We start from the raw sequence: 20,447 nt of genomic DNA on the forward strand, positions 1-20,447 counted from the left end.
CGCTCCTGAAGGGGACTTGACGCCACGCTCACGTGAGCTAGATCAAATTCTTCGTTTAGCCGCCTAGACCACCAGTTGCAACTTTTTGATACTTAGCTCAGGAATTTAATTTCTGGGTCAATTTCTGCAAAAGTATAGAAACGATCGCTGATATTTTAGTTACGGTAGATACATTTTCCCTTTCTAGGTATAGCGAGAGTCATATCATAAAGGTTTAGATGGTTGAATTAAATATAAAATTTTCTGGTTTAGTACGGGTTTTTGTCTACGGCACGCTTAAACCGGGTGAAGTTAACTATAAAAAATACTGTGCTGACAAGGTAGTAGATGTCAAAAGAGCTTTTGTACAAGGCAGATTGTTTGCTTTGCCAATGGGCTATCCAGCAATGACGCTAGGGAATAGGCAAGTTCACGGTTATTTACTCTATTTTTCCAACCAAAAGATTTTAAATGAACTAGATGTGCTGGAAGATTACCAGCCCACTAGACAACCACCAGAAAACCTCTATAATCGCCAGATTATCGAGGTTTATGAGCCACAGTCGCTTGCTCTAGGTTGGGCTTGGGTTTACTTAATGACTCTAGACCGAGTTGAGCAATTAGGAGGCTTTCTCCAACCTGACGGGTGGTGGAGTGGCTGTGGCTTAACCACAAATTACAGTTATGATTTGTGAACTGTTAACTTTGCGATTAGTTTATGTCTTGTTTGGAGTCCTGGCGTTGGGGCTGTACCCGATAAATTGAATTTTCCGGGGATGCTACTGCTGCTTTCGGAATTTCAATTACCGGGTTATTTAGTCCCACCATCAGAGGGGAAGGGGGAACCATAGACGCTGAGGACGTTTGTATCGGTTCTATTCTTGCCAGTTGCGGCGTTCTTGAACCATTAGTTACTAAGCCAGATAATGCGCCGATCGCACAAGCAGCAACGGCTGCACCTCCCACTATCCAGTTTAAACGGGAACGGCGGCGCAAACGTGTCAATACTTGCTCAACTGTTGCTTCTGGTGACTGTTGGGCTGTTGGCACTGGGAGAGTCCGTAAGCCTTGGCGTAGTTTTAGCAGTCGGGCATACAAGCATTGAACTGAGGCATCATTTGCCAGCCATTCTTCTACTTGCCTGCGTTCTGTAGCCGTAACTTCACCATCGAGGTAAGCACTCAATAACTCGAAGCGATCGCGCTTCACCATATCCATAAGACCCGTTGATTCATTGGTATGCTTGCCCATTCCATCTGACAAATCTTCAGAAAGTTGCAAAGGAGAACGGTCGAAAAACTGAGAATCAGTAGTCATCTTAACATTATTACCAATTCATACACGGGGAAGGTGGAGGAAATTCGGAAAAATTGTCAATTTTCCTGCTAACGGCAGAAGCGATCTACTTTGTGGTAATTCTTAATCAATGCTTAAATTCTGCCTAATAGCAGAGGCAAGATGTTGTAGATTAGGAGTCTAGATAATTCTGCAAGTAGGCTTGCAGCCTCGTTCTAGCTCTGGCTATTCTGGACTTGACAGTTCCCAAGGAAACTCCCGTGATTTCGGCAATTTCTTCGTATGCCATGCCTTCGATTTCTCTGAGGACAATGGTAGTACGAAAGACTTCTGGCAAATCCGCGATCGCTTCCCGCAATTTCTCATAAAATTCTCTAGTTGTCAGTTCTTCCTCAGGCCCTGGGGTATCGCCGGCGATTTCCCAATCCATCTCGCCGTCCTCTAGCGATCGGGGAGCATCAAGTGACAAAGGACTCCTAACCCGCTTGCGTTTCCGCAACTCATCGTAAAACAAGTTGGTGGCAATGCGGCTTAACCAGCCCCGAAATTTGGCAGGCTCTTGTAATCGGTTAATATTCCGATACACTCGAATCCAAACTTCTTGAGCCAAATCGGCTCTGTCACCCCAATCGGGAGCCAGGTGGTATAGAACTCTATCGACTTGACTTTGATAGCGGCGTAATAGTTCTGAAAATGCAACACGATCTGGTCGCAGTCCCGCTTGACAGCGCAAAATTAAATCGTGATTAGGGAGTTTGTCAACTTGCACTGATGCTTCTGGATACTTTGCATCAACCGTTGACCAGGATACAGTAATCGACTGACTCATAGATCGTACTGGCTCTAAATCATCCCTATCTATTAGACCTGCTAATGGAACAAAAGTTCCATGCTAAGGTGACGGATTTATTACTGGAACACTGAGGCATACAATTTTGGATACATTTATAGCAATAACCAGAGCCACTTTTTCCTTATACTACTCCCATAGTTGCCCTGGCATCATTAGCTAACAAAGGCAGAACATTATACACATTTTGGTACTTTTGGCAACCGGGTATATACGCTTGATAAAAATAATTAAATCTGGTTATAAGGATGAAGATAAAAATTTTGTAATTCTAACTTCTTGATACCTTTAAAATTCAGGTAATAATTTATGGAAATTAGGTTCCTGCGGTTATTATAATGGTGAATTATTTTTTTGGTTTTGTTACCAGAATAGTTGCTGATTGTTCTGGTTGTGGTCTGTAAGTAGCACCAGAGTTATTTTGCTCTAGTACGCGAACCTGAACAAAGAAATTGAGGGAAAATGTAATTGTGGCTGCTAGCAATAGTTTTTCAAACATGGTTTTTCTCCCACCTACACCATTAATGATTGATTGCTGCATTTCAAAAGTTCCAGAGAACAACCCAAGTGGAGACTTACGACCTCTAGAACTTTGGAGGAATGAGGTTACTCACTTGGAATTTTGTTGCTGGGACGGTTTGCATAGTCTTAGTTTGCCCAGAGGTATTGGCAGATTTATAGCAGAAATGATAAGTATTGATAAATTTTTGATAAACGGATGATGAACGCATCCAAATTGCTCGGCTGGATATGTCAGGGATAAACAATAAGCGATGGCAATGGTAAGAAACGAATCTGTAGGGCGGATGGTAATGTTGCTCTGTTTTGGTACAGCATTTTTATCTTTAGCTGTCCATTGGCGCATTACTACAGCAGAACGGCAGTCTGAGAAGTCTGCATCTACTTTGATGCGGCAAGATTCTACGCTAACCAATTCTAAGGGAAGCCGCCCAGAGGGAGTCTATAAGAATCTTTCACAAGTGAGTTTAGGGGAAACTGCGCTAGGTGCATCTGTACCTTCTGGTGAAGTTCCCCAAGGCTCAACTGACGAGAGGGCGTTTACACCAAAGTCTTCTGCTATTGAGTCTGGTGCTAAATCGAAAATAATTAAAAAGAATGTAGCTAAAGCAATTGCTCGGCGCACAATTGCCCGAAAGGTGTCTACACCCAAGTCTTCTGGTATTAAGCCTCGTGCTAAGTCGAAAACAATTAAGAAGAATGTAGCGAAAGCAACTGTTCGGCGCACAATTGTCCAGAGGGCTTTTACACTCAAGTCTTCTGCTATTCAGGCTAAAACTAAGCAGGAAAGCATTAAGAAGAATGTAGCTAAAGCAACTGACTTAACAACTAAGACGCGGCTGGTGGCGCAAGCAGAAAGACAAAATCCAGTTGTGAGCAATTGGCCAAAAGCTCTATGGTCTAAGGCTTCAGCCCAACAAGTACCATCTAATAGGCTGGCAGATGCTAAGACGCAAGTAGTGGTTGATTTAAGCGATCGCCGCACCTATGTATACGCAGAAGATGAGGTGATAGCCAGCTACCCCATTGCTGTCGGTAAAAAAGGTTGGGAAACGCCCACAGGTTCTTTCCAAGTGATACATATGCGACACTATCCAATCTGGCGTCACCCAATTACTGGCAAAGTGTTTGAAGCTGGTACGGATAGTCCCTTGGGAGACAGATGGATTGGTTTTTGGTCAGATGGACGCAATGAAATTGGCTTTCATGGTACGCCGGAAGTTGACCTGGTAGGAACGGCTGTATCCCACGGCTGCTTAAGAATGCGTAATTCTGATGTCCGGTTGTTATATGAGCAAGTTAGTTTAGGGACAACAGTAGTAGTACGTAATTAATTAAGGGTCATTGTCATTTTGCTCAAATTTAGGTGCGTACGTCTTGAGTAAAGCAGTAAGCTGGCGTTCAACTTCATTGCCAGTGCTTTTGCTCAGGGCTTGTCGTTCAGGGAAGAAATCGGGTCGATCTAGGTAACGACCGATCGCCTCATTTACTTGCTGAGAAATTAATTCTTTCATCTGTGCCTGAGCCGTTTCGCGCTGGAAGCTAGCACCTTCTTCTGTGGTGGCATACAAGGGTGGTAGCCGATTCAGAGCGTAAGCAACAATATCCCCGACATCTAGAGAACTCTCGCTGGTGGCTTCAATTTCTGCGATTCGGGCGATCGCTTCCGTTAGGACTAATTCTTCCATGACGTTAATAAATTGTTTGCGAGGTATCGCCACTACCTCACCAGTCAATAGTGCCCCCATCAGCTTATCCAGCGCCATATACTCTTCAATTGAGAGTTCCGAGGCGTTGTCACAGATTCTACCGACTTCTGCTTCCATTACTGGTGTTAAATAACCATCTTGGAGAGCTTGTTCTACAATTTGTGCGATACTCATAACGCTTACGATCATTTATGTTAACCAAGGAAGATAGGGACAGTATTAATCCAATTTATTTTGCCTAATTCTCAGCCTAAAAACACAAATTATGCACAGAGGACATCGACTCCACCTCTACTAATTAACAACCTTAGTTCGCCAAGGTGTCGGATCAACAGATTGTCCGTTGACATACAGACCCCAGTGCAGGTGGGGCCCGGTAGAAGCACCTGTTGACCCTACTGCGCCAATTAGTTGACCAGCTTTTACAAAATCACCTTCTTTGACGTTAATACGACTCAGGTGCATGAAAATACTGTTTACTCCTTGACCGTGATCAATGCCTACTACGTTACCGTGAACCCGAAACCCTTGGGATACCCTACCTACCAAAGCAACTCGCCCAGAGGCTGGAGCAATCACGGGTGAACCGGCAGCACCAGCGTAGTCAAGGCCACGATGATAGTAGTCCTTTGCAAACTTACCATTATAGTAGCGTCGTACACCATAAGTTGTACTCATCCGCCCTGCATTTGGCTTTAGGAATAATCCATTCCAATACTTTTGGGGTGTTTGTAATGCCTTAAAAGCTGCCACGCGCTTAAGTTCATACTCTGTGGCAGATGCCCCGGCTTTCCCTGGTGGCAGAGTAATACGTTGGACGGGGAACTTGCGATTAAGCACATTCACCGCCAAGTTTTGCACCTGACCATCTCCCGCAACTCTAAGTGTTCTAGTTCCAGCTTTTTCTAGTGGAGTTGTGGGAACAAAAGCCCGATACTGATTGGGCGTAATTTCAAAGGCTGGGTATGTATTCTTACCACTAGTTACTATTGGATTTATACTATTCTCCGGGTTATCTAGATTAATCTCTACCGATAGTGTATCCCCTAATTTAGGATTAGTTGGAATCACCTTTATTTGTAAAGCATCTACGGGTAATGCCAAGGTGAAGGGGAGAACGGCAAATATTCCCTTTAAAATATTTATTGCGCGGCGATGCTGTGTCAAACTTTTGACATTAAAACCGACCAACTTCTCGTTTGAACTACTAGCAATATTCTCAATAATCATAGAACTACAAAAAATCCCTTGCTTGTGTTGGAAAATAGACTAGCTTATTATCACTAGTGTTTCCGGTTTGCAGCAGATGTTGTTGAAAGAACATCAGGAGCAAGACCGTAGTCTGTTAAACCTGAGAACGGCGTTGTTGCAGGAATGGGAAAAATGGTAAATTTTACCTTATAGACAGGCTAGCGCTGAAAGAGCGTGGTCTGCAATCGCTCGGTTTTTTGACAACTGCAAGAAAGGTAAGCCAGGAAAAAAGGGATTCCCAAAGTTTAAGAAAGAACAAACGCATGGTTCTGTTGAGTATAAAACCTGTGGATGGAAGCTTTCTGACGACCGTAGGTACATCACTTTCTCTGATGGATTTAAAGCGGGAACCTTCAAACTCTGGGGAACCCGTGACCTGCATTTCTACCAACTTAAACAGTTTAAAAGAGTGCGGGTTGTACGTCGTGCAGATGGTTATTATTGCCAATTTTGCATTGACCATGAACGAGTCGAGAAAAGAGAACCAACGGGTAAAACTATTGGTATTGACGTGGGTATTACCCTGTTCTATACAGATAGTAACGGGGAGACGGTTGCTAATCCTAGACACCTTCGCAAAAGCGAAAAGTCTTTGAGACGTTTGCAGCGTCGGATGTCTAAGACCAAAAAAGGTTCTCAAAACAGAGTTAAGTTTAGAAATAAACTTGCTCGCAAGCATCTCAAAGTAAGTCGCCAGCGTAAAGACTTTGCCGTAAAAACAGCAAGGTGCGTGGTGAGGTCTAACGACCTCGTGGCGTATGAAGGTTTGATGGTGCGGAATATGATCAAGAATCATCGCTTGGCTAAGTCGATTAGTGATGTTTCGTGGTCGCTGTTCCGTGAATGGGTCGAGTATTTTGGTAAGGTGTTTGGCGTGGTAACTGTTGCAGTTCCACCCCAATACACTTCGCAGAATTGCTCTAGCTGTGGCGAGGTTGTCAAAAAGACTCTTAGTACCAGAACTCATGTTTGTCCTCACTGTGGGCATACCCAGGACAGGGATTGGAACGCGGCGCGAAACATATTAGAAAAAGGATTGAGTACGGCGGGTCACGTCGGAACTAACGCCTCTGGAGACATCGACCTCTGTTTGGGTGAGGAAACTCCTCCAAATAAGTCGGGTCGTGGAAAGAGGAAACCCAAAGAGCGATCTTTGGAATCCCCCGCTATATCAGGTACTCCTGATTAGCGGTGGGAGGATGTCAATTATTCGCTTCTTACTTCTACTAATCGACCTGATGTGAGATGCAAAAGTCAAAAGCTTGATGTTCCAAGTTCTGATCTGGAATGTTGGGGTGCGCTGATCGACCTTAAAGTGATAGTTTTACTTTTGACTTGAGTGTGCCATCTTCCATCTGAAGGATGCGATCGCCAATATCTAAAATACGGTTGTCATGAGTAACCATCAAAATGCTACAGCCTTGTTCTTTTGCCAGTTTTTGGATGAGATTGACTATATCTCGTCCCGATTGGCTGTCGAGGGCGGCAGTGGGTTCATCGGCTAGGATAATTTGCGGATGACTGACTAAGGCACGGGCGATCGCTACTCTTTGTTTTTGTCCCCCAGATAGTTTATCAGGATAGTAATGCAAATGATTTCCTAATCCTACCTGGTGCAACATCTGGGCTGATCTAAGCTGCATATTTTTTAATCCAAGATGTTTGTGCAATTCCAAAGCCATTTTGACGTTTTGGAGTGCCGTCAAACTACCATGCAAGTTATGTCCTTGGAAAATATAACCGTTATGGCGTCGCGCCTGCACTAGTTGTTCAGCACTAGCATCACAAAGTTCTCGTCCCAAAACCCGCAAACTACCAGATTGGCTAGAACGCAACCCACCTACTAAGGTCAGTAAGGTAGTTTTTCCAGAACCAGAGGGTCCGGTCATGATAATAATTTCACCGGCGTTAATCTCTAAGTTGATGTTAGACAAAACTTGCTTGCGGAGTGAGCCGTAACCAAAGTAGTGGTCGAGATTTTTAATAGAGATTACAGGTTGACTAGTCATAAATAGCTCGATTACTCGTGATGACAGTCCTTTGTCATTTGTCATTTGCAAATGACAAATGACAAATGACAAAGGACAATTTTTAAAACATATCAGCGGGGTCGGTGGCTTGAAGTTTGCGGGTGGCGATCGCACCGGAAATTGCACACATAATTATGGTCAGCACTAATACCTGCAATGCGCGAATCGCAGTCATGTACATGGGTAAATTTGTGGCACTGCGAGTCAGTTGGTAAAGTGCTAAGGACACTCCCAATCCGGGAAAGAAGCCTAGCGCTGCCAATATCAACGATTCTTCAAACATCACACCTAGCAAGTAGTAATTGCGATATCCCATTGCTTTGAAGGTGGCGTATTCTTTAATGTGGGCATTGACATCGGTGGAAAGGACTTGATAGACGATAATCACGCCTACCACAAACCCCATCGATACACCCAGGCTAAAAATAAACCCAATTGGGGAATTTGTTCTCCAGAAGTTATTCTCAAATTCAATAAATTCGGCATGGGTTAATACTCTGACATCATTTCTCAGGTAGGCTTTCAATGTTGCTGCGACTTTTTTCGGGTCATAATCTGGTTTGAGAAGAATCAAACCTAGACTGACACTGCTGGACTGTCGCCCGGAAAATAGTCGCATAAAGTTCTGATCGCTGGTGATTAAGTTGCCGTCAGCGCCAAAGGAAGCCCCGACTTGGAATAAGCCACTAATGGTAATTGTGCGCCGTTCTATTTCGGTGGTCAGGGTTTGACCTTGGTCAATTTGAGCGATCGCTTTTTGATAATCTCCTCTGGCACCACGGTCTAACAAGACGCTATCAGGCATTTTGATCGCCTGCAATTGCTGGTTAACATCTGGTAAGTCAAAAGCTGGCTTATCTGGGTTGAACCCGATAACTAACACCCCCGCCTCGCGGTGTGTTTGGGGATTTTTCCAAATTGTGTTGTTGAAATACATTGGTTCTGCCGACTTTACCCCTGGTATATCCATTGCTTGATAAAGTCGCCGACGAGAAAATGTAGACAAGCTTGGCAAGTTACGAGCTTGGGGACTGGTTAAAACAATATCTGCTTGCAAACTGCGATGCAGTCTAGTGTTACTGTCATACAGCGCAGTCTGAAAACCTATCTGCATAAACATCAGAAGATCCGCAAAGGCAATGCCTAACAATGCCACCAAGAGACGGCTTTTTTCATGATTCAGTTGCAGCCATCCTAGAGGTGTTCTTCGTCGCAGTTGTTCAATCAATCTCATAATTAGGTACTGGGGGTTAAGTACTGGAAATCAGATACTCGTTCATCCACCTTAGAACTGGATTCATCCACCTCAGAACTCCGTTCTCAATGCCCAATGCCCAATACCCCATGCCCAATGCCCAATGCCCCTTTCAAAATTCAATTACTGCCTTAACTTGCATATTAGTTAAGGTGGCGGCTTTTCGGCTGGAGTTTTCATCTAGTCGGATATGGACTTCTACTACTCTGTTGTCGATATTGCTGACAGGATCGCTATTAATGAGGTTTTGCTGCCGCACTTGCAAGCCTTTACGATCTACGATTCCCTGCAATTCAATGGGGAGATAATCACCAAATATTCGCACTTGCTGCCCTGAATGCACTTTGCCAATATCGCTTTCGTAGACTTCGGCTATGACATACATCTGGCTGGTTTGCCCAATATCAGCAATGCCATCAGTTGATATTAATTCTCCAGGATGGGTGTGGATCTCGAATATCTGTCCATTTTGGGGCGATCGCACCTCTGCCTGTTTTAAATTAGCTTTCGCCAGATTCATCGCTGCTATGGCACGATTGATTTCTGCTTGGGAAGCGATAACATCCACTCCGCGCACTTCGGCGATTTCATCGAGTGTTGCTGTGGCTTCTTTGATTTGTTGCTGACTAGTTGCTTGGGTGCGATTTAATAGTGCCTGTGCTTCTTGCAGACCTTTTTGGGCGGTTTCCAAATTTAAACGCTTACTGTCCCGTTGAGAGGCGGAAATTGCTCCTTGTTGAGATAGTTGCTGATAACGTTCGTCTTCGGCTTGGGCGTTACGCACTTCGGCTTGGAATCGTTCAATTGTCGCTGCTTGGGCATTAATATCACCTTGGCGTTCTGCTTCTAAGCGAGCGATCGCGGCTTTTTGGGCAGCAATTTCACCGCGTTTAGCACCTGCTTGAATGCGGTTTAGGTTTGCCTGGGCTACTTTTACCTGTTCCTGCGCCTCTTTTAATGCTGCTTGCAGGCGATCGCGGCTGTTTAAAATCGCAATTACTTGTCCTGCCTTTATTCTATCCCCCTCCTTCACCAACAACTTTTCTACCCGACTTCCTTCCGCAGACACCGCAGCAGAGAGTTTGATTACCTTTCCCTGTGGTTCAATCCGCCCTAAAGCTGTCACCGTTTTTAACTGTAGTAATTGTATTCCTGACACTTGTGCTTCTTGAGTTGCAGAATTTTGCCAACGTTTTACTATATAAAAACTGATTCCGCCTACCAATAAAGATGCAATTATACCTATAGCAACGGACGGACGCAGAATAAATTTAGGGAACGTTCTGTACCCTAACTTGGAGTTTCGCACCATAGATTACCTCTTAACTAGTGGCGCAGAAAAAAGAATAGATTCAAGAAGAAATCAGAAGTCAGAAATTGTTAATTTATCAGTTTCAAGTCATTAACAAAATTGGAAATTGTTGAGATTTTACTTAGATAAAGGTGATTTAGCTGGCTAGGAGAACAAGAAATTTCTCAACTGAGTAAAAGGTTTATGTTCTTGGCAAACTACTTCTGTTTTATGAAAGTACTCAGGTATAGTAAACGGTTTTAAAATTACGGGTTGTAACAGTGCCAACAATCAAATGTAAGTTAAGTAAGTAGACAGAACTATTTGTCTCATTACGAGCCAGTCAAATTAATAAGTATGAAATTCAAAAATCAAATATTTCAAACTCTTATTCTCTGCGCCTCTGCGTGTTAGCGTTAGCGGGGCGTAGCCCGGTAAATTCATATTTTCACTCAGCAACGTCAGATAATTTATAGCTTTTATAGTTTTTGTATCCCTGAATACTTGATATCTATGACGTAAGTCATAGACACTAATTGGGTATTTAAATACTAAACAGATGAGAAAAACTAGGCTTTTTAAATTTCTGCTGCCTTGTGTAGCTGTAGCACTACCCATAGCTTTGATCGGGTATTTACACCCAACTAAAGCACAAGCACAAAGTGTGCATCTAAGAATGGGCAATCCAAGTGGTGCTGGAACAAGCACAAGCAATTATTTATTATCAAAATTTCAGTATGCGCTGAGTTACAGCTGCAACAAAGGGATTGCAAATTGGGTGTCTTGGCAGCTAAATTCCTCGTGGCTGGGTTCAACCCCAAGGCAAGACAACTTCCGCGCTGATACCACCCTCCCATCAGGATGCTATCGGGTAGGTGGCTCTGACTATTCCGGTAGCGGGTTTGACAGAGGACACATGACACCTTCCGCTGACAGAACAAAGACAGTGACGGATAACTCTGCAACTTTTCTGATGACAAATATGGTGCCACAGTCACCGGACAATAATCAGGGGCCATGGGCAGTGCTAGAAGCCTACTGTAGAACCTTAGTGAGCCAAGGGAAAGAACTATATATTATTTCTGGCTCCTACGGTAGTGGTGGAACTGGCTCCAATGGCACAAAATTTACAATTGCTAATGGCAATGTTGTAGTTCCGAATAGAATTTGGAAGACTATTGTGGTACTACCCGAACCGGGTACTGCGGCATCGGTTACGACTAGCACGAGGGTTATTAGCGTTAATATGCCCAACACCCAAGGCATAAGAAACAACGATTGGAGAACATATAGAGTCTCTGTTGACTCAATTGAAGTCAACACAGGCTTCAATTTATTATCTAATGTGTCAACATCTGTTCAATCTGTGATTGAATCTAGAGTTGACACGCAACCTTAACATAATTCGTAATTCGTAATTATTAACTTATGTCAATTAATTACGAATTACAAATTAGCTGCTAGGTTTCCACAATTTTGGTAGAAAGCCCTGCTAAATCTCCAGATGGGGTCTTACCGATGATATAAACATCAATATTTATCGTACCTATGCGATAAATATTGATTTCATTGAGATTATCTTTAAGCGTCTGGACAAGTGTTTGAAATTTTTTAACATTCTCTTTCTGTGGTTCGTCGTGCCACTCTTGTTCATAGGCACAATTCCGAAAGAAATAATCTAGAGCCACTTCCTCGACTGGTGAATCTAGGGGATGATCTGTTAGCTGGAGTAGTTTTTGATTTGTCAGACTGTTAGCTTCACCAGTCCATAAAAAAACCTCAAAAGGGTACTCTGATTCGCTCATCATTAACAAATCAGCAGAAGACTGTTTTAATTTTTCAGTAATATCGTTAGTCATGAGTTATTAATTTCTGACAACGCTCATACTGTATCATCCCTTGTTCCTTTAAACTGCTGAGAGAACAGCCTGATCATTTACTAGCTTGCCATCTTCCATGTGAACGATGCGATCGGCAATATCGAGAATCCGGTTGTCATGAGTGACTAAAAGAATGGTACAGCCTTGTTCTTTTGCTAGTTTTTGCATCAGATTGACTACATCTCGTCCCGATTTGCTATCAAGGGCGGCGGTGGGTTCATCCGCTAAGACAATTTTAGGACGACTGACTAATGCCCGCGCGATCGCAACTCTTTGTTTTTGTCCCCCAGATAAGTCATCAGGATAATAATTGACGCGATTCCCTAATCCTACCTCCTCTAACAATTGGGCTGATCGGGTTTTCATTTCTGCCGGCGAAATATTCTTATGCACTTCCAAGCCCATTCTGACGTTCTGGAGTACTGTCAAGCTACCGTGCAAGTTATGCGCTTGGAAAATATAACCGTTATGGCGTCGCGCCTGGGTAAGTTTTGCTGCATTAGCGCCACAAAGTTCTTGTCCCAATATCTGTAAACTGCCAGATTGGGCAGAACGCAATCCACCTACTAAGGTGAGAAGGGTAGTTTTACCTGAACCAGAAGGCCCAGTCATAATAATAATTTCGCCGCCGTTAATATCCAGGTTGATATCAAAAAGAACTTGTTTGCGGAGTTGACCATGACCAAAGTAATGGTCGAGATTCTTAACAGAGATTACAGGTTGAATAGTCATAAATAGCTCGATTACTCGTGATGACCGTCATTTGTCCTTTGTCATTTGTCCTTTGCAAATGACCAGTGACCAATGACAAATGACAATTTTTAAAACATATCTGCGGGGTCAGCAGACTGTAATTTGCGAGTGGCGATCGCACCAGAAATTATACACATAATCATAGTCAGCGTTAATACCGTCAAGGCTCGTGCTACGGTCATGTAAAGTGGTAAATTGGTGGCATTGCGAGTTACATAGTAAAGTCCTAAAGGTGCGATCGCTCCAGGAATAAAGCCCAAGATTGCCAAAATTATCGCCTCTTCAAATACCACACCTAATAAGTAGAGATTGTTATATCCCATTGCTTTAAAAGTGGCGTATTCTTTTATATGAGAATTCACATCTGTAGACAGAACTTGATAGACGATAATCACGCCCACCATAAATCCCATCGATACACCCAAGCTAAAGATAAACCCAATCGCCGTATTTGTTTGCCAATAATATTTTTCAAATTCGATAAATTCTGCTTTGGTTAAAACTTTGACATCATTACCCAAGTGTGAGTTTAAAGCTGTTTTCATTTGCTTTAGATCATAGCCTGGTTGTAGTTGCACCAAACCGAGACTGACACCGCTAGCTTCTCGCCTGGGAAATAGTCGTAAAAAGTTCTGGTCACTGGTAATCAAAGTACCATCAGCGATAAAAGAAGCCCCGACTGTAAATAAACCGCTAATGGTAGTCGTCCGCCGTTCTATTTCGGTTGTGACAGTTTTACCCTGTTCAATTTGAGCGATCGCTTCTTTATAATCTCCTCTAGAGGCGCGATCGAAAAGAACCGTATCTGGTAGTTTAACAACATTTTGTTGGCGCTTCACATCCGCTAAGTTAAACACTTGCTTGTCTGGATTGAATCCTATAGCTAATACTGATGTCTTTTTATGTGTTTGGGGATTCTTCCAATCTACAATGTTAATATACATAGCTTCTGCCGACTTAACCCCCGGTATATCCATTGCCTGATAAAGTCGTCGCCGCGTAAAGGTGGACATATTAGCCAAGTTACGCGCTTGGGGACTGATTACAAACATATCAGCTTGCATACTTTGATGTAGTCTGGTATTACTTTCAAACAAAGCAGACTGAAATCCTAGTTGCATAAACATCAGCACATCTGCAAAAGCAATGCCTGACAATGCTACTAATAAACGACCTCTTTCATGACTTAGTTGCAGCCAACCAAGAGGGGTTCGCCGCTGCAATTGTTGAATAAATCCAATCATAGTTCAATCACCGCCTTTACTTGCAGATTGGTCAATTTGCCAGCTTTGGTGCTAGATGCTTCATTTAATCGCACATGAACTTCCACTACTCTGCCGTCAATGTTGCTTGAGGGGTCACTGTTAATCAGATTTTGTCGCTGCACTTGCATCCCTATCCAATCTACGGTTCCCTGTAATTCTCCAGAGAGGGAATCACTGATTATCTTGACCTGTTGACCCGAACGCACTTTGTTAATATCACTTTGGTAGACTTCTGCAACTGCATACATCTGGTCAGTTTGACCTAGTTCCACAATCCCGTCACTGCTAACGGTTTCTCCGGCTCGGGTATTAATCTTGAGAATTTGTCCGGTTTTGGGAGCGCGGATGTATGCTTGATCCAGTTCTGCTTTAATTTTTGTCACAGTAGCTTGAGCGCTGTCTACCTCTGCTTGGGCATTAGCTACATCTGTGGGACGGACTTCAGCGGTTTGGTTCAGCGTGGCTTTTGCTTCGTTAATCTGCTGTTCTAAAGTGGCAAGGGTTTTATCTCGATTAGCTTTTGCTTCGTTAATCTGCTGTTCTAAAGTGGCAACAGTTCTTGTCTGCGTGGCTTGGCTTTCGATTAACTGCTGAGTGGAAGTTTCTGCACTCAAACGTCTGCTATCAACTTCCTGACTGGAAATTGCCCCTGCTTTGTATAAACTTTCGTAGCGTTGCACGTTGGCTTGGGCGTTGCGTCTCTCGGCTGCGACACGAGCCACCGTTGCTTGTAAGCTTTTTTGTTGTCCTTGCAGTTCTGCTTCGAGGCGATTAATTGTCGCTTGCTGAGTTTTAACGTTTCCTTCTAGTTCTACTTGTAAACGGTTGACTGTCGCTTGTCGCGCTCCAATTTCTCCCTGCTTGGCTCCCGCTTTCACTTGGTCAAGGCGGGATTTAGCTACTTGAACTTGTTGTTGTGTTTCACCCAAACTAGCTTGTAAGCGATCGCGGCTGTCCATAATCGCAATTACTTGTCCTACTTTAACGCGATCGCCTTCTTTTACCAACAACTGCTCAACCAGATTTCCTTCATTAGTAGAAGGGGCAGACAGTTTGATTACCTCTCCATTTGGTTCTAATCGCCCCAAGGCTGTAACTGTTTTTACCACTGGCTGAACAGCTATCGGAGCTTCTTGGCTCGCTTTAGATTGATTCTGAAATTTTGATACTGTGTAAACACTGGCTCCACCCGCTACTATTGATGCAATTATCGCTAGTGTGATAGGCGATCGGAAAATATTTTGAGAAGACCGTAAGTCTTCTAAGTTCAAGTTTTGCGTCATAGGATTCTCCTCTTCGCATCGGTCGTTTACTAAACCGTTCAGTTCAATTTCATGCTAAACTAAACGGAGTAGTTTAGTCAAGAGGTTGTGATCAAAAATAAGAAGAATTAATGTACTAGTCCTCTAATGGACGCCGCTATTGGAAACTGGAGACAGAAGGGACAGAATGCTGATCACAACTGAGATTAATGGCGTAGGGTATTTTGCAGCATCTATTAAAATTGTTTATAAGAAAGGATAATTAATAAATGGCACGCATCAAAGCTGGCGAAGTTGATCGAGACAATTCTGTTGATAAAGTGGAGCAAATTCTGCAAGGGGCAATGCAGGAGTTCCTCCAACATGGTTATGCTGGTACAAGTATGGATCGGGTAGCAATAGCAGCCAGTGTTTCTAAAGCGACAGTTTACAGCCACTTTCAAGATAAAGAGGGACTATTTAAAGTACTGATAGAGCAACTGGCAAGCAAAAAGTTTAACTCTATTTTTGGCACGGAACCTATTGAGGGAGAACCAAAAATCATCCTGCGTCAGTTAGCAACCAAAGCATTAGAACAGATGACTAATGACCAGAAACACTGTGCATTTATGCGAGTGCTAATTGGAGAGTCTGGTCGCTTTCCTGAGTTAGCTCAGATTTGTGTTCAGGCGATGAATAAACCAGTGCTGGAAACTCTCAGTAGATACTTAACCGCTCATCCTGAACTAAAGATAATTGACCCAAAGGCAACAGCGATGGTTTTTATCGGGTCATTGGTGCATTTTCATATTGCTCAGAATGTAATGCATGGCAAAGATATTATACCAATGGAAAGCGATCGCCTGATTGATGCCTTGACCCACCTAATCCTCAATTGCAATGAAGAAAAGGCAGATTTATAGTGTTAATTAATAGTGTCACCGAATAGCCCGTCGTAGACATCACTTTCCCCGGACATACGCAAAAATTGGTAGGGTTGCGAGTAATGAAAGACTCAAAAATATTGATATCACCTTCTTGAGATTTGACAGCTAAATACCCACCAGCAGCGCCTAACAAAGCCAATCCTGAAAATAATACTATTAGTTTAAACACTGTTTTATCTCTAAAAGCTTGTTAATTGTGTACTCACCCAGTCAGCTAAATTAATTACTTTACTTATCATGAAGTTCATTTATGATTAAAATGCTTTTCGGTATTGATAAAATATACGTAATTTAACGTCTAATAAATGTGGCATTTAAAATATCAAAAAACATCAGTATAAACCGTTTCCCAACGCCCTAACCCGCTCTCCGTTGCGATCGCCCAACTCCACTTAGGGGTTCAGCTGAGATACCTGCAAGATGGGACACATTGTAAAGTTTTGTCAAAGTAATGCTCAAAACTATTGATTTACCGTTGCCCAGAGCAAAAAAATTTAATCACAAAGCCTGGAAAAATTCATCATAGGTTAGATGGCCATCATCTTGAAAACAAGTAAAATTGCGTACTGATGAATCCGTCAAAATCCTTTTGGAATGGAGTGTCGATCATGACATTAGCAATGACTCCACAAATAAAGCCTTTAACAGATGAAGAATTACGGAAGATAAATGCCTACTGGCGTGCAGCTAACTATCTTTCGGTTGGGCAAATATATCTACTGGACAATGCGCTACTCAGAGAACCGCTAAAGCTGGAACACGTCAAACCCAGGCTATTAGGTCACTGGGGAACAACACCAGGGTTGAACTTTATTTATGCTCACCTGAATCGGGTGATCAAAAAATATGATTTAAACACGATCTATATTGCTGGCCCTGGTCATGGAGGACCTGGACTGGTAGCTAACACCTACCTAGAAGGCACTTACAGCGAGTATTATCATAACATCTCCCAGGATGCTGAAGGAATCCAGAATCTCTTCAAACAATTCTCTTTCCCCGGTGGTATTCCTAGCCACGTTGCACCGGAAACTCCGGGTTCCATCCACGAAGGCGGTGAACTTGGTTATGCCCTCGTCCACGCTTATGGTGCTGCTTTTGATAACCCTGACTTGATCGTTGCTGCTGTTGTCGGTGATGGCGAAGCTGAAACAGGTGCTTTAGCGACTAGCTGGCATTCCAACAAGTTTCTAAACCCTGTGCATGATGGTGCTGTACTTCCGATCCTGCACCTGAATGGGTATAAAATTGCCAATCCAACAGTACTGGCGCGGATCAGCCATGAGGAATTAGAAAGCTTATTTGTGGGCTACGGCTATAAACCATACTTTGTCGAAGGTGACGATGCCGCAGATGTCCACCAGCAAATGGCGGCGACTCTAGATACAGCGATCGCTCAAATTCAAAGCATCCAAAGAGAAGCCCGTGTACATGGTTTCACCGAACGTCCCCAGTGGCCGATGATTGTCATGAGAACCCCCAAAGGTTGGACAGGCCCCAAAGAAGTTGATGGGAAAAAAACTGAAGGTTCTTGGCGATCGCATCAAGTCCCCCTGAGCAACATCACAAAACAGCCAGAACATCTAAAAATCCTAGAAGATTGGATGAAGAGTTACAAACCAGAAGAACTCTTTGACAGCAACGGTAAGCTGATTCCCGAACTCGCAGAACTGGCTCCCACAGGTCATCGACGCATGGGTGACAATCCCCACGCCAACGGCGGTATTTTCCTGTGCGACCTAAAGATGCCCGACTTTCAAGACTATGCTGTAGATGTTCCTCAACCTGGTAAAGCGATCGCTGAAGCTACCAAAGTTACCGGCAAATTCCTGCGCGATATTATGCAACTTAACCAAGAAAGTAGCAATTTCCGCATATTTGCCCCCGACGAATTGGCATCAAATCGTTTGGACGCCGTGTTGGAAGTCACAGATAGAAATTGGGTAGCCGAGATTTACCCTGAAGATGACCACCTTTCCCCCAACGGTCGCGTGATGGAAATTCTCAGCGAACATTGTTGCCAAGGATGGTTAGAAGGCTACCTCCTCACAGGGCGTCACGGGTTTTTCACTTGCTACGAGGCATTCATCCACATCATTGACTCGATGTTCAACCAACACGCAAAATGGTTGAAAACTACCTTAGATATTCCCTGGCGTAGACCGATTGCTTCCCTCAATTATCTACTCTCCTCCCACGTTTGGCGACAAGACCACAACGGCTTCTCCCACCAAGACCCCGGTTTTATCGACCATGTGATCAATAAGAAAGCAGAGATTGTGCGCGTGTATTTGCCCCCCGATGCCAACACTTTGCTATCAGTAACTGACCATTGCCTGAGAAGCCGCAACTACGTCAACGTCATCGTTGCTGGAAAGCAACCAGCATTGCAATATCTTGATATGGATACTGCTATTAAGCACTGCACCAAAGGCATCGGCATTTGGGAATGGGCAAGCAACGATCAAAACGGCGAACCAGATGTAGTGATGGCTTGTGCTGGGGATGTTCCCACCTTAGAAACCTTGGCGGCTGTAGACATCTTACGCCAGAACTTCCCTGACTTAAAGGTGCGGGTAGTGAACGTAGTCGATTTGATGACACTACAGCCAAAAAGCGAACATCCTCACGGTTTGAGCGAAAAAGACTTTGACGTAATTTTCACCACCGACAAACCTATCATCTTTGCCTTTCATGGCTATCCCTGGATGATTCATCGCCTAACTTATCGCCACACCAACCACAATAATCTGCACGTGCGTGGTTACAAGGAAGAGGGAACTACCACCACTCCCTTTGATATGGTTGTTCTTAACGATCTAGATCGCTTTCACCTAGTGATGGACGTAATTGATCGGGTACCAAAACTAGGATACAGGGCGGCTTATGTCAAGCAGCAGCTACAAGATAAACTGATCGAACATAAGCACTACATTGAGAAGTACGGCGACGATATGCCAGAAATTCGTGACTGGAAGTGGCCTTATTAAGTAATTCGTAATTCGTAATTCGTAATTCGTAATTCGTAATTCGTGATTCGTAATTCGTGATTACAGCACTTCCGGCAGCTATGAGGTACATCCTCATAGCTGAAAGTGATGATAGGAGAGAGGCAGGGATAAAAACTGTATTGCATAATAGCCGGAAGTGCTGTAATCGTACAAGCACCTTATTCATTAATGGAGTTGAAGAAGAATTCAGAAGTCAGAAGTCAGAATTCAGGAGTCAGAATCAATACTTCTCTACGAGAGGCTGCGCCAACGACAGGCTCAGTACAAGTCAGTGGGGGATTCAGACCCGCCACTGATTGTAGACCAACAAATTTTCTCTTTTTGTGGGTGTCTTAAACCCAGTGAGTCATCCACTTTTTCGGTCAGAATTCATTCTGAATCCTGACTCCTGACTCCTGAATTCTGTTTGATAATTCCTTTTGCAGAGCAAGCAACTTCAGTCGTGGGGCAACAATTACGAATTACGTTAGCGCATCGGTAGGGAGTCCGCGTACTTATACGGTGAAACAAGGTACGCGCAGCGTCTCGTAGAGAGCGTCATTATCAATTACGAATTATTTTGATCCGCTAATTGTACTTTTGATTGAATCGAAGTTGCGGTTGCGCCAGGCGCAACCGCATTTAATAGTAAATTTGTATTTGATAACCCGCAACTTTGGTTAATAAGCAAACCTAGCTAACCAATAAATAGTTACACCTAAAGCCGACCCAGCTATTACCTGAACCGGTGTATGTCCAAGTAATTCCTTAAGACGGTCTTCGCTAAAGCCTGGTTTTTCATGAAATAATTCATCAATCATTTGATTGAGGATACGAGCTTGCTTACCGGCTGCTTGGCGAACTCCTGCGGCATCATACATAACGATGATGGCAAAAACCATCGCAACGGCAAAATCAGGAGATTCCCAACCAAGTTTTTGCCCTACACCAGCAGCTAGAGCGGTAACTAGAGCGGAATGGGCACTGGGCATACCTCCGGTTGTCACTAAAACCTGCACATTCAGTTTGCGATTTTTGACAATCTCAATTACAAGCTTTAATATTTGAGCAATTAAACAAGCTACAAGAGCAACCAGCAGCACCCGGTTGTCTAAAATGTTGCCTATGTCCTGCATGGTATTTTGGTTAGGTTAATAAATATTAGCAGCAGTTATTGGTTGAGGAAACATT

General features: G+C 43.5%; 18 protein-coding genes and 1 pseudogene. 6 read left to right on the plus strand and 13 right to left on the minus strand.

The window, feature by feature from the left end:
* The first annotated feature begins 218 nt into the window (after positions 1–218).
* Complete coding sequence (locus ACEW80_RS01475; RefSeq protein ID WP_373524897.1) at positions 219–674, plus strand: gamma-glutamylcyclotransferase; 456 nt, start codon at positions 219–221, stop codon at positions 672–674.
* Between the two features lie 16 nt (positions 675–690).
* Here the strand turns inward: ACEW80_RS01475 and ACEW80_RS01480 are convergent, their stop codons facing one another.
* The 3 genes from ACEW80_RS01480 to ACEW80_RS01490 all read right to left on the minus strand — a co-directional run bounded on the left by ACEW80_RS01480 (position 691) and on the right by ACEW80_RS01490 (position 2,666).
* Positions 691–1,296 (minus strand): anti-sigma factor, encoded by a 606-nt coding sequence (locus ACEW80_RS01480; protein ID WP_373524898.1) that lies wholly within the window; start codon positions 1,294–1,296, stop codon positions 691–693.
* 151 nt (positions 1,297–1,447) lie between these two features.
* Positions 1,448–2,104, minus strand: a complete 657-nt coding sequence (locus ACEW80_RS01485; protein ID WP_373524899.1) for a sigma-70 family RNA polymerase sigma factor — start codon at positions 2,102–2,104, stop codon at positions 1,448–1,450.
* A 367-nt stretch (positions 2,105–2,471) separates the two neighbouring features.
* Positions 2,472–2,666: a hypothetical protein gene (locus ACEW80_RS01490; RefSeq protein ID WP_373524900.1), complete on the minus strand. Its 195-nt coding sequence runs from the start codon at positions 2,664–2,666 to the stop codon at positions 2,472–2,474.
* Between the two features lie 706 nt (positions 2,667–3,372).
* Here ACEW80_RS01490 and ACEW80_RS01495 point away from each other — a divergent pair.
* Positions 3,373–3,978: a L,D-transpeptidase gene (locus ACEW80_RS01495; protein ID WP_373524928.1), complete on the plus strand. Its 606-nt coding sequence runs from the start codon at positions 3,373–3,375 to the stop codon at positions 3,976–3,978.
* Here ACEW80_RS01495 and ACEW80_RS01500 read toward each other — a convergent pair whose 3' ends face one another.
* Positions 3,979–4,527: a late competence development ComFB family protein gene (locus ACEW80_RS01500; protein WP_373524901.1), complete on the minus strand. Its 549-nt coding sequence runs from the start codon at positions 4,525–4,527 to the stop codon at positions 3,979–3,981.
* 120 nt (positions 4,528–4,647) lie between these two features.
* Positions 4,648–5,583 carry a M23 family metallopeptidase gene (locus tag ACEW80_RS01505; protein ID WP_373524902.1) on the minus strand — a complete coding sequence of 312 codons (936 nt, stop codon included), beginning with the start codon at positions 5,581–5,583 and terminating at the stop codon, positions 4,648–4,650.
* Positions 5,584–5,755: 172 nt separating this feature from the next.
* Here ACEW80_RS01505 and ACEW80_RS01510 point away from each other — a divergent pair.
* Positions 5,756–6,793: pseudogene (locus ACEW80_RS01510) on the plus strand (RNA-guided endonuclease InsQ/TnpB family protein); the annotation flags it as partial.
* 121 nt (positions 6,794–6,914) lie between these two features.
* On the opposite strand, the gene ACEW80_RS01515 reads toward ACEW80_RS01510, so the two are convergent.
* The 3 genes from ACEW80_RS01515 to ACEW80_RS01525 form a co-directional block, all read right to left on the minus strand.
* Entirely contained in the window at positions 6,915–7,613 is a 699-nt protein-coding gene (locus ACEW80_RS01515; protein WP_373524929.1) for a DevA family ABC transporter ATP-binding protein, read from the minus strand.
* Positions 7,614–7,695: 82 nt separating this feature from the next.
* Positions 7,696–8,868 (minus strand): ABC transporter permease DevC, encoded by a 1,173-nt coding sequence (gene devC, locus ACEW80_RS01520; protein ID WP_373524903.1) that lies wholly within the window; start codon positions 8,866–8,868, stop codon positions 7,696–7,698.
* A 133-nt stretch (positions 8,869–9,001) separates the two neighbouring features.
* Complete coding sequence (locus tag ACEW80_RS01525; RefSeq protein ID WP_373524904.1) at positions 9,002–10,201, minus strand: ABC exporter membrane fusion protein; 1,200 nt, start codon at positions 10,199–10,201, stop codon at positions 9,002–9,004.
* Positions 10,202–10,739: 538 nt separating this feature from the next.
* Between ACEW80_RS01525 and ACEW80_RS01530 the strand changes: the two genes are divergently transcribed.
* Entirely contained in the window at positions 10,740–11,579 is an 840-nt protein-coding gene (locus tag ACEW80_RS01530) for a DNA/RNA non-specific endonuclease (protein ID WP_373524905.1), read from the plus strand.
* A gap of 61 nt (positions 11,580–11,640) precedes the next feature.
* On the opposite strand, the gene ACEW80_RS01535 is transcribed toward ACEW80_RS01530, so the two are convergent.
* The 4 genes from ACEW80_RS01535 to ACEW80_RS01550 form a co-directional block, all read right to left on the minus strand.
* Positions 11,641–12,039, minus strand: a complete 399-nt coding sequence (locus ACEW80_RS01535) for a nuclease A inhibitor family protein (RefSeq protein WP_373524906.1) — start codon at positions 12,037–12,039, stop codon at positions 11,641–11,643.
* 48 nt (positions 12,040–12,087) lie between these two features.
* Positions 12,088–12,792, minus strand: a complete 705-nt coding sequence (locus tag ACEW80_RS01540) for a DevA family ABC transporter ATP-binding protein (protein WP_373524907.1) — start codon at positions 12,790–12,792, stop codon at positions 12,088–12,090.
* Positions 12,793–12,881: 89 nt separating this feature from the next.
* Positions 12,882–14,057 carry an ABC transporter permease DevC gene (gene devC / locus ACEW80_RS01545; RefSeq protein ID WP_373524908.1) on the minus strand — a complete coding sequence of 392 codons (1,176 nt, stop codon included), beginning with the start codon at positions 14,055–14,057 and terminating at the stop codon, positions 12,882–12,884.
* Complete coding sequence (locus ACEW80_RS01550) at positions 14,054–15,361, minus strand: ABC exporter membrane fusion protein (protein WP_373524909.1); 1,308 nt, start codon at positions 15,359–15,361, stop codon at positions 14,054–14,056. The genes devC (ACEW80_RS01545) and ACEW80_RS01550 overlap by 4 nt, the downstream gene beginning before the upstream one ends.
* 248 nt (positions 15,362–15,609) lie before the next feature.
* Here ACEW80_RS01550 and ACEW80_RS01555 point away from each other — a divergent pair, with 248 nt between their 5' ends.
* A complete protein-coding gene (locus ACEW80_RS01555) occupies positions 15,610–16,242 on the plus strand; it encodes a TetR/AcrR family transcriptional regulator (protein WP_373524910.1) in 633 nt (210 codons plus the stop codon).
* Between the two features lie 632 nt (positions 16,243–16,874).
* Positions 16,875–19,256 carry a phosphoketolase gene (locus ACEW80_RS01560; protein WP_373524911.1) on the plus strand — a complete coding sequence of 794 codons (2,382 nt, stop codon included), beginning with the start codon at positions 16,875–16,877 and terminating at the stop codon, positions 19,254–19,256.
* 680 nt (positions 19,257–19,936) lie between these two features.
* Here ACEW80_RS01560 and ACEW80_RS01565 read toward each other — a convergent pair.
* Positions 19,937–20,392 carry a divergent PAP2 family protein gene (locus ACEW80_RS01565; protein ID WP_373524912.1) on the minus strand — a complete coding sequence of 152 codons (456 nt, stop codon included), beginning with the start codon at positions 20,390–20,392 and terminating at the stop codon, positions 19,937–19,939.
* Positions 20,393–20,447 lie beyond the last annotated feature (55 nt).

This window comes from Nostoc sp. (assembly GCF_041747015.1).
GTDB lineage: Bacteria > Cyanobacteriota > Cyanobacteriia > Cyanobacteriales > Nostocaceae > Nostoc.

Bases quoted from the DNA above. Each gene is read 5' to 3' on its own strand.
- ACEW80_RS01475 (WP_373524897.1), top strand. From the start codon at position 219: ATGGTTGAATTAAATATAAAATTTTCTGGTTTAGTACGGGTTTTTGTC.
- ACEW80_RS01480 (WP_373524898.1), bottom strand. From the start codon at position 1,296: ATGACTACTGATTCTCAGTTTTTCGACCGTTCTCCTTTGCAACTTTCT.
- ACEW80_RS01485 (WP_373524899.1), bottom strand. From the start codon at position 2,104: ATGAGTCAGTCGATTACTGTATCCTGGTCAACGGTTGATGCAAAGTAT.
- ACEW80_RS01490 (WP_373524900.1), bottom strand. From the start codon at position 2,666: ATGCAGCAATCAATCATTAATGGTGTAGGTGGGAGAAAAACCATGTTT.
- ACEW80_RS01500 (WP_373524901.1), bottom strand. From the start codon at position 4,527: ATGAGTATCGCACAAATTGTAGAACAAGCTCTCCAAGATGGTTATTTA.
- ACEW80_RS01505 (WP_373524902.1), bottom strand. From the start codon at position 5,583: ATGATTATTGAGAATATTGCTAGTAGTTCAAACGAGAAGTTGGTCGGT.
- ACEW80_RS01515 (WP_373524929.1), bottom strand. From the start codon at position 7,613: ATGACTAGTCAACCTGTAATCTCTATTAAAAATCTCGACCACTACTTT.
- devC (WP_373524903.1), bottom strand. From the start codon at position 8,868: ATGAGATTGATTGAACAACTGCGACGAAGAACACCTCTAGGATGGCTG.
- ACEW80_RS01525 (WP_373524904.1), bottom strand. From the start codon at position 10,201: ATGGTGCGAAACTCCAAGTTAGGGTACAGAACGTTCCCTAAATTTATT.
- ACEW80_RS01530 (WP_373524905.1), top strand. From the start codon at position 10,740: ATGAGAAAAACTAGGCTTTTTAAATTTCTGCTGCCTTGTGTAGCTGTA.
- ACEW80_RS01535 (WP_373524906.1), bottom strand. From the start codon at position 12,039: ATGACTAACGATATTACTGAAAAATTAAAACAGTCTTCTGCTGATTTG.
- ACEW80_RS01540 (WP_373524907.1), bottom strand. From the start codon at position 12,792: ATGACTATTCAACCTGTAATCTCTGTTAAGAATCTCGACCATTACTTT.
- devC (WP_373524908.1), bottom strand. From the start codon at position 14,057: ATGATTGGATTTATTCAACAATTGCAGCGGCGAACCCCTCTTGGTTGG.
- ACEW80_RS01550 (WP_373524909.1), bottom strand. From the start codon at position 15,361: ATGACGCAAAACTTGAACTTAGAAGACTTACGGTCTTCTCAAAATATT.
- ACEW80_RS01555 (WP_373524910.1), top strand. From the start codon at position 15,610: ATGGCACGCATCAAAGCTGGCGAAGTTGATCGAGACAATTCTGTTGAT.
- ACEW80_RS01560 (WP_373524911.1), top strand. From the start codon at position 16,875: ATGACATTAGCAATGACTCCACAAATAAAGCCTTTAACAGATGAAGAA.
- ACEW80_RS01565 (WP_373524912.1), bottom strand. From the start codon at position 20,392: ATGCAGGACATAGGCAACATTTTAGACAACCGGGTGCTGCTGGTTGCT.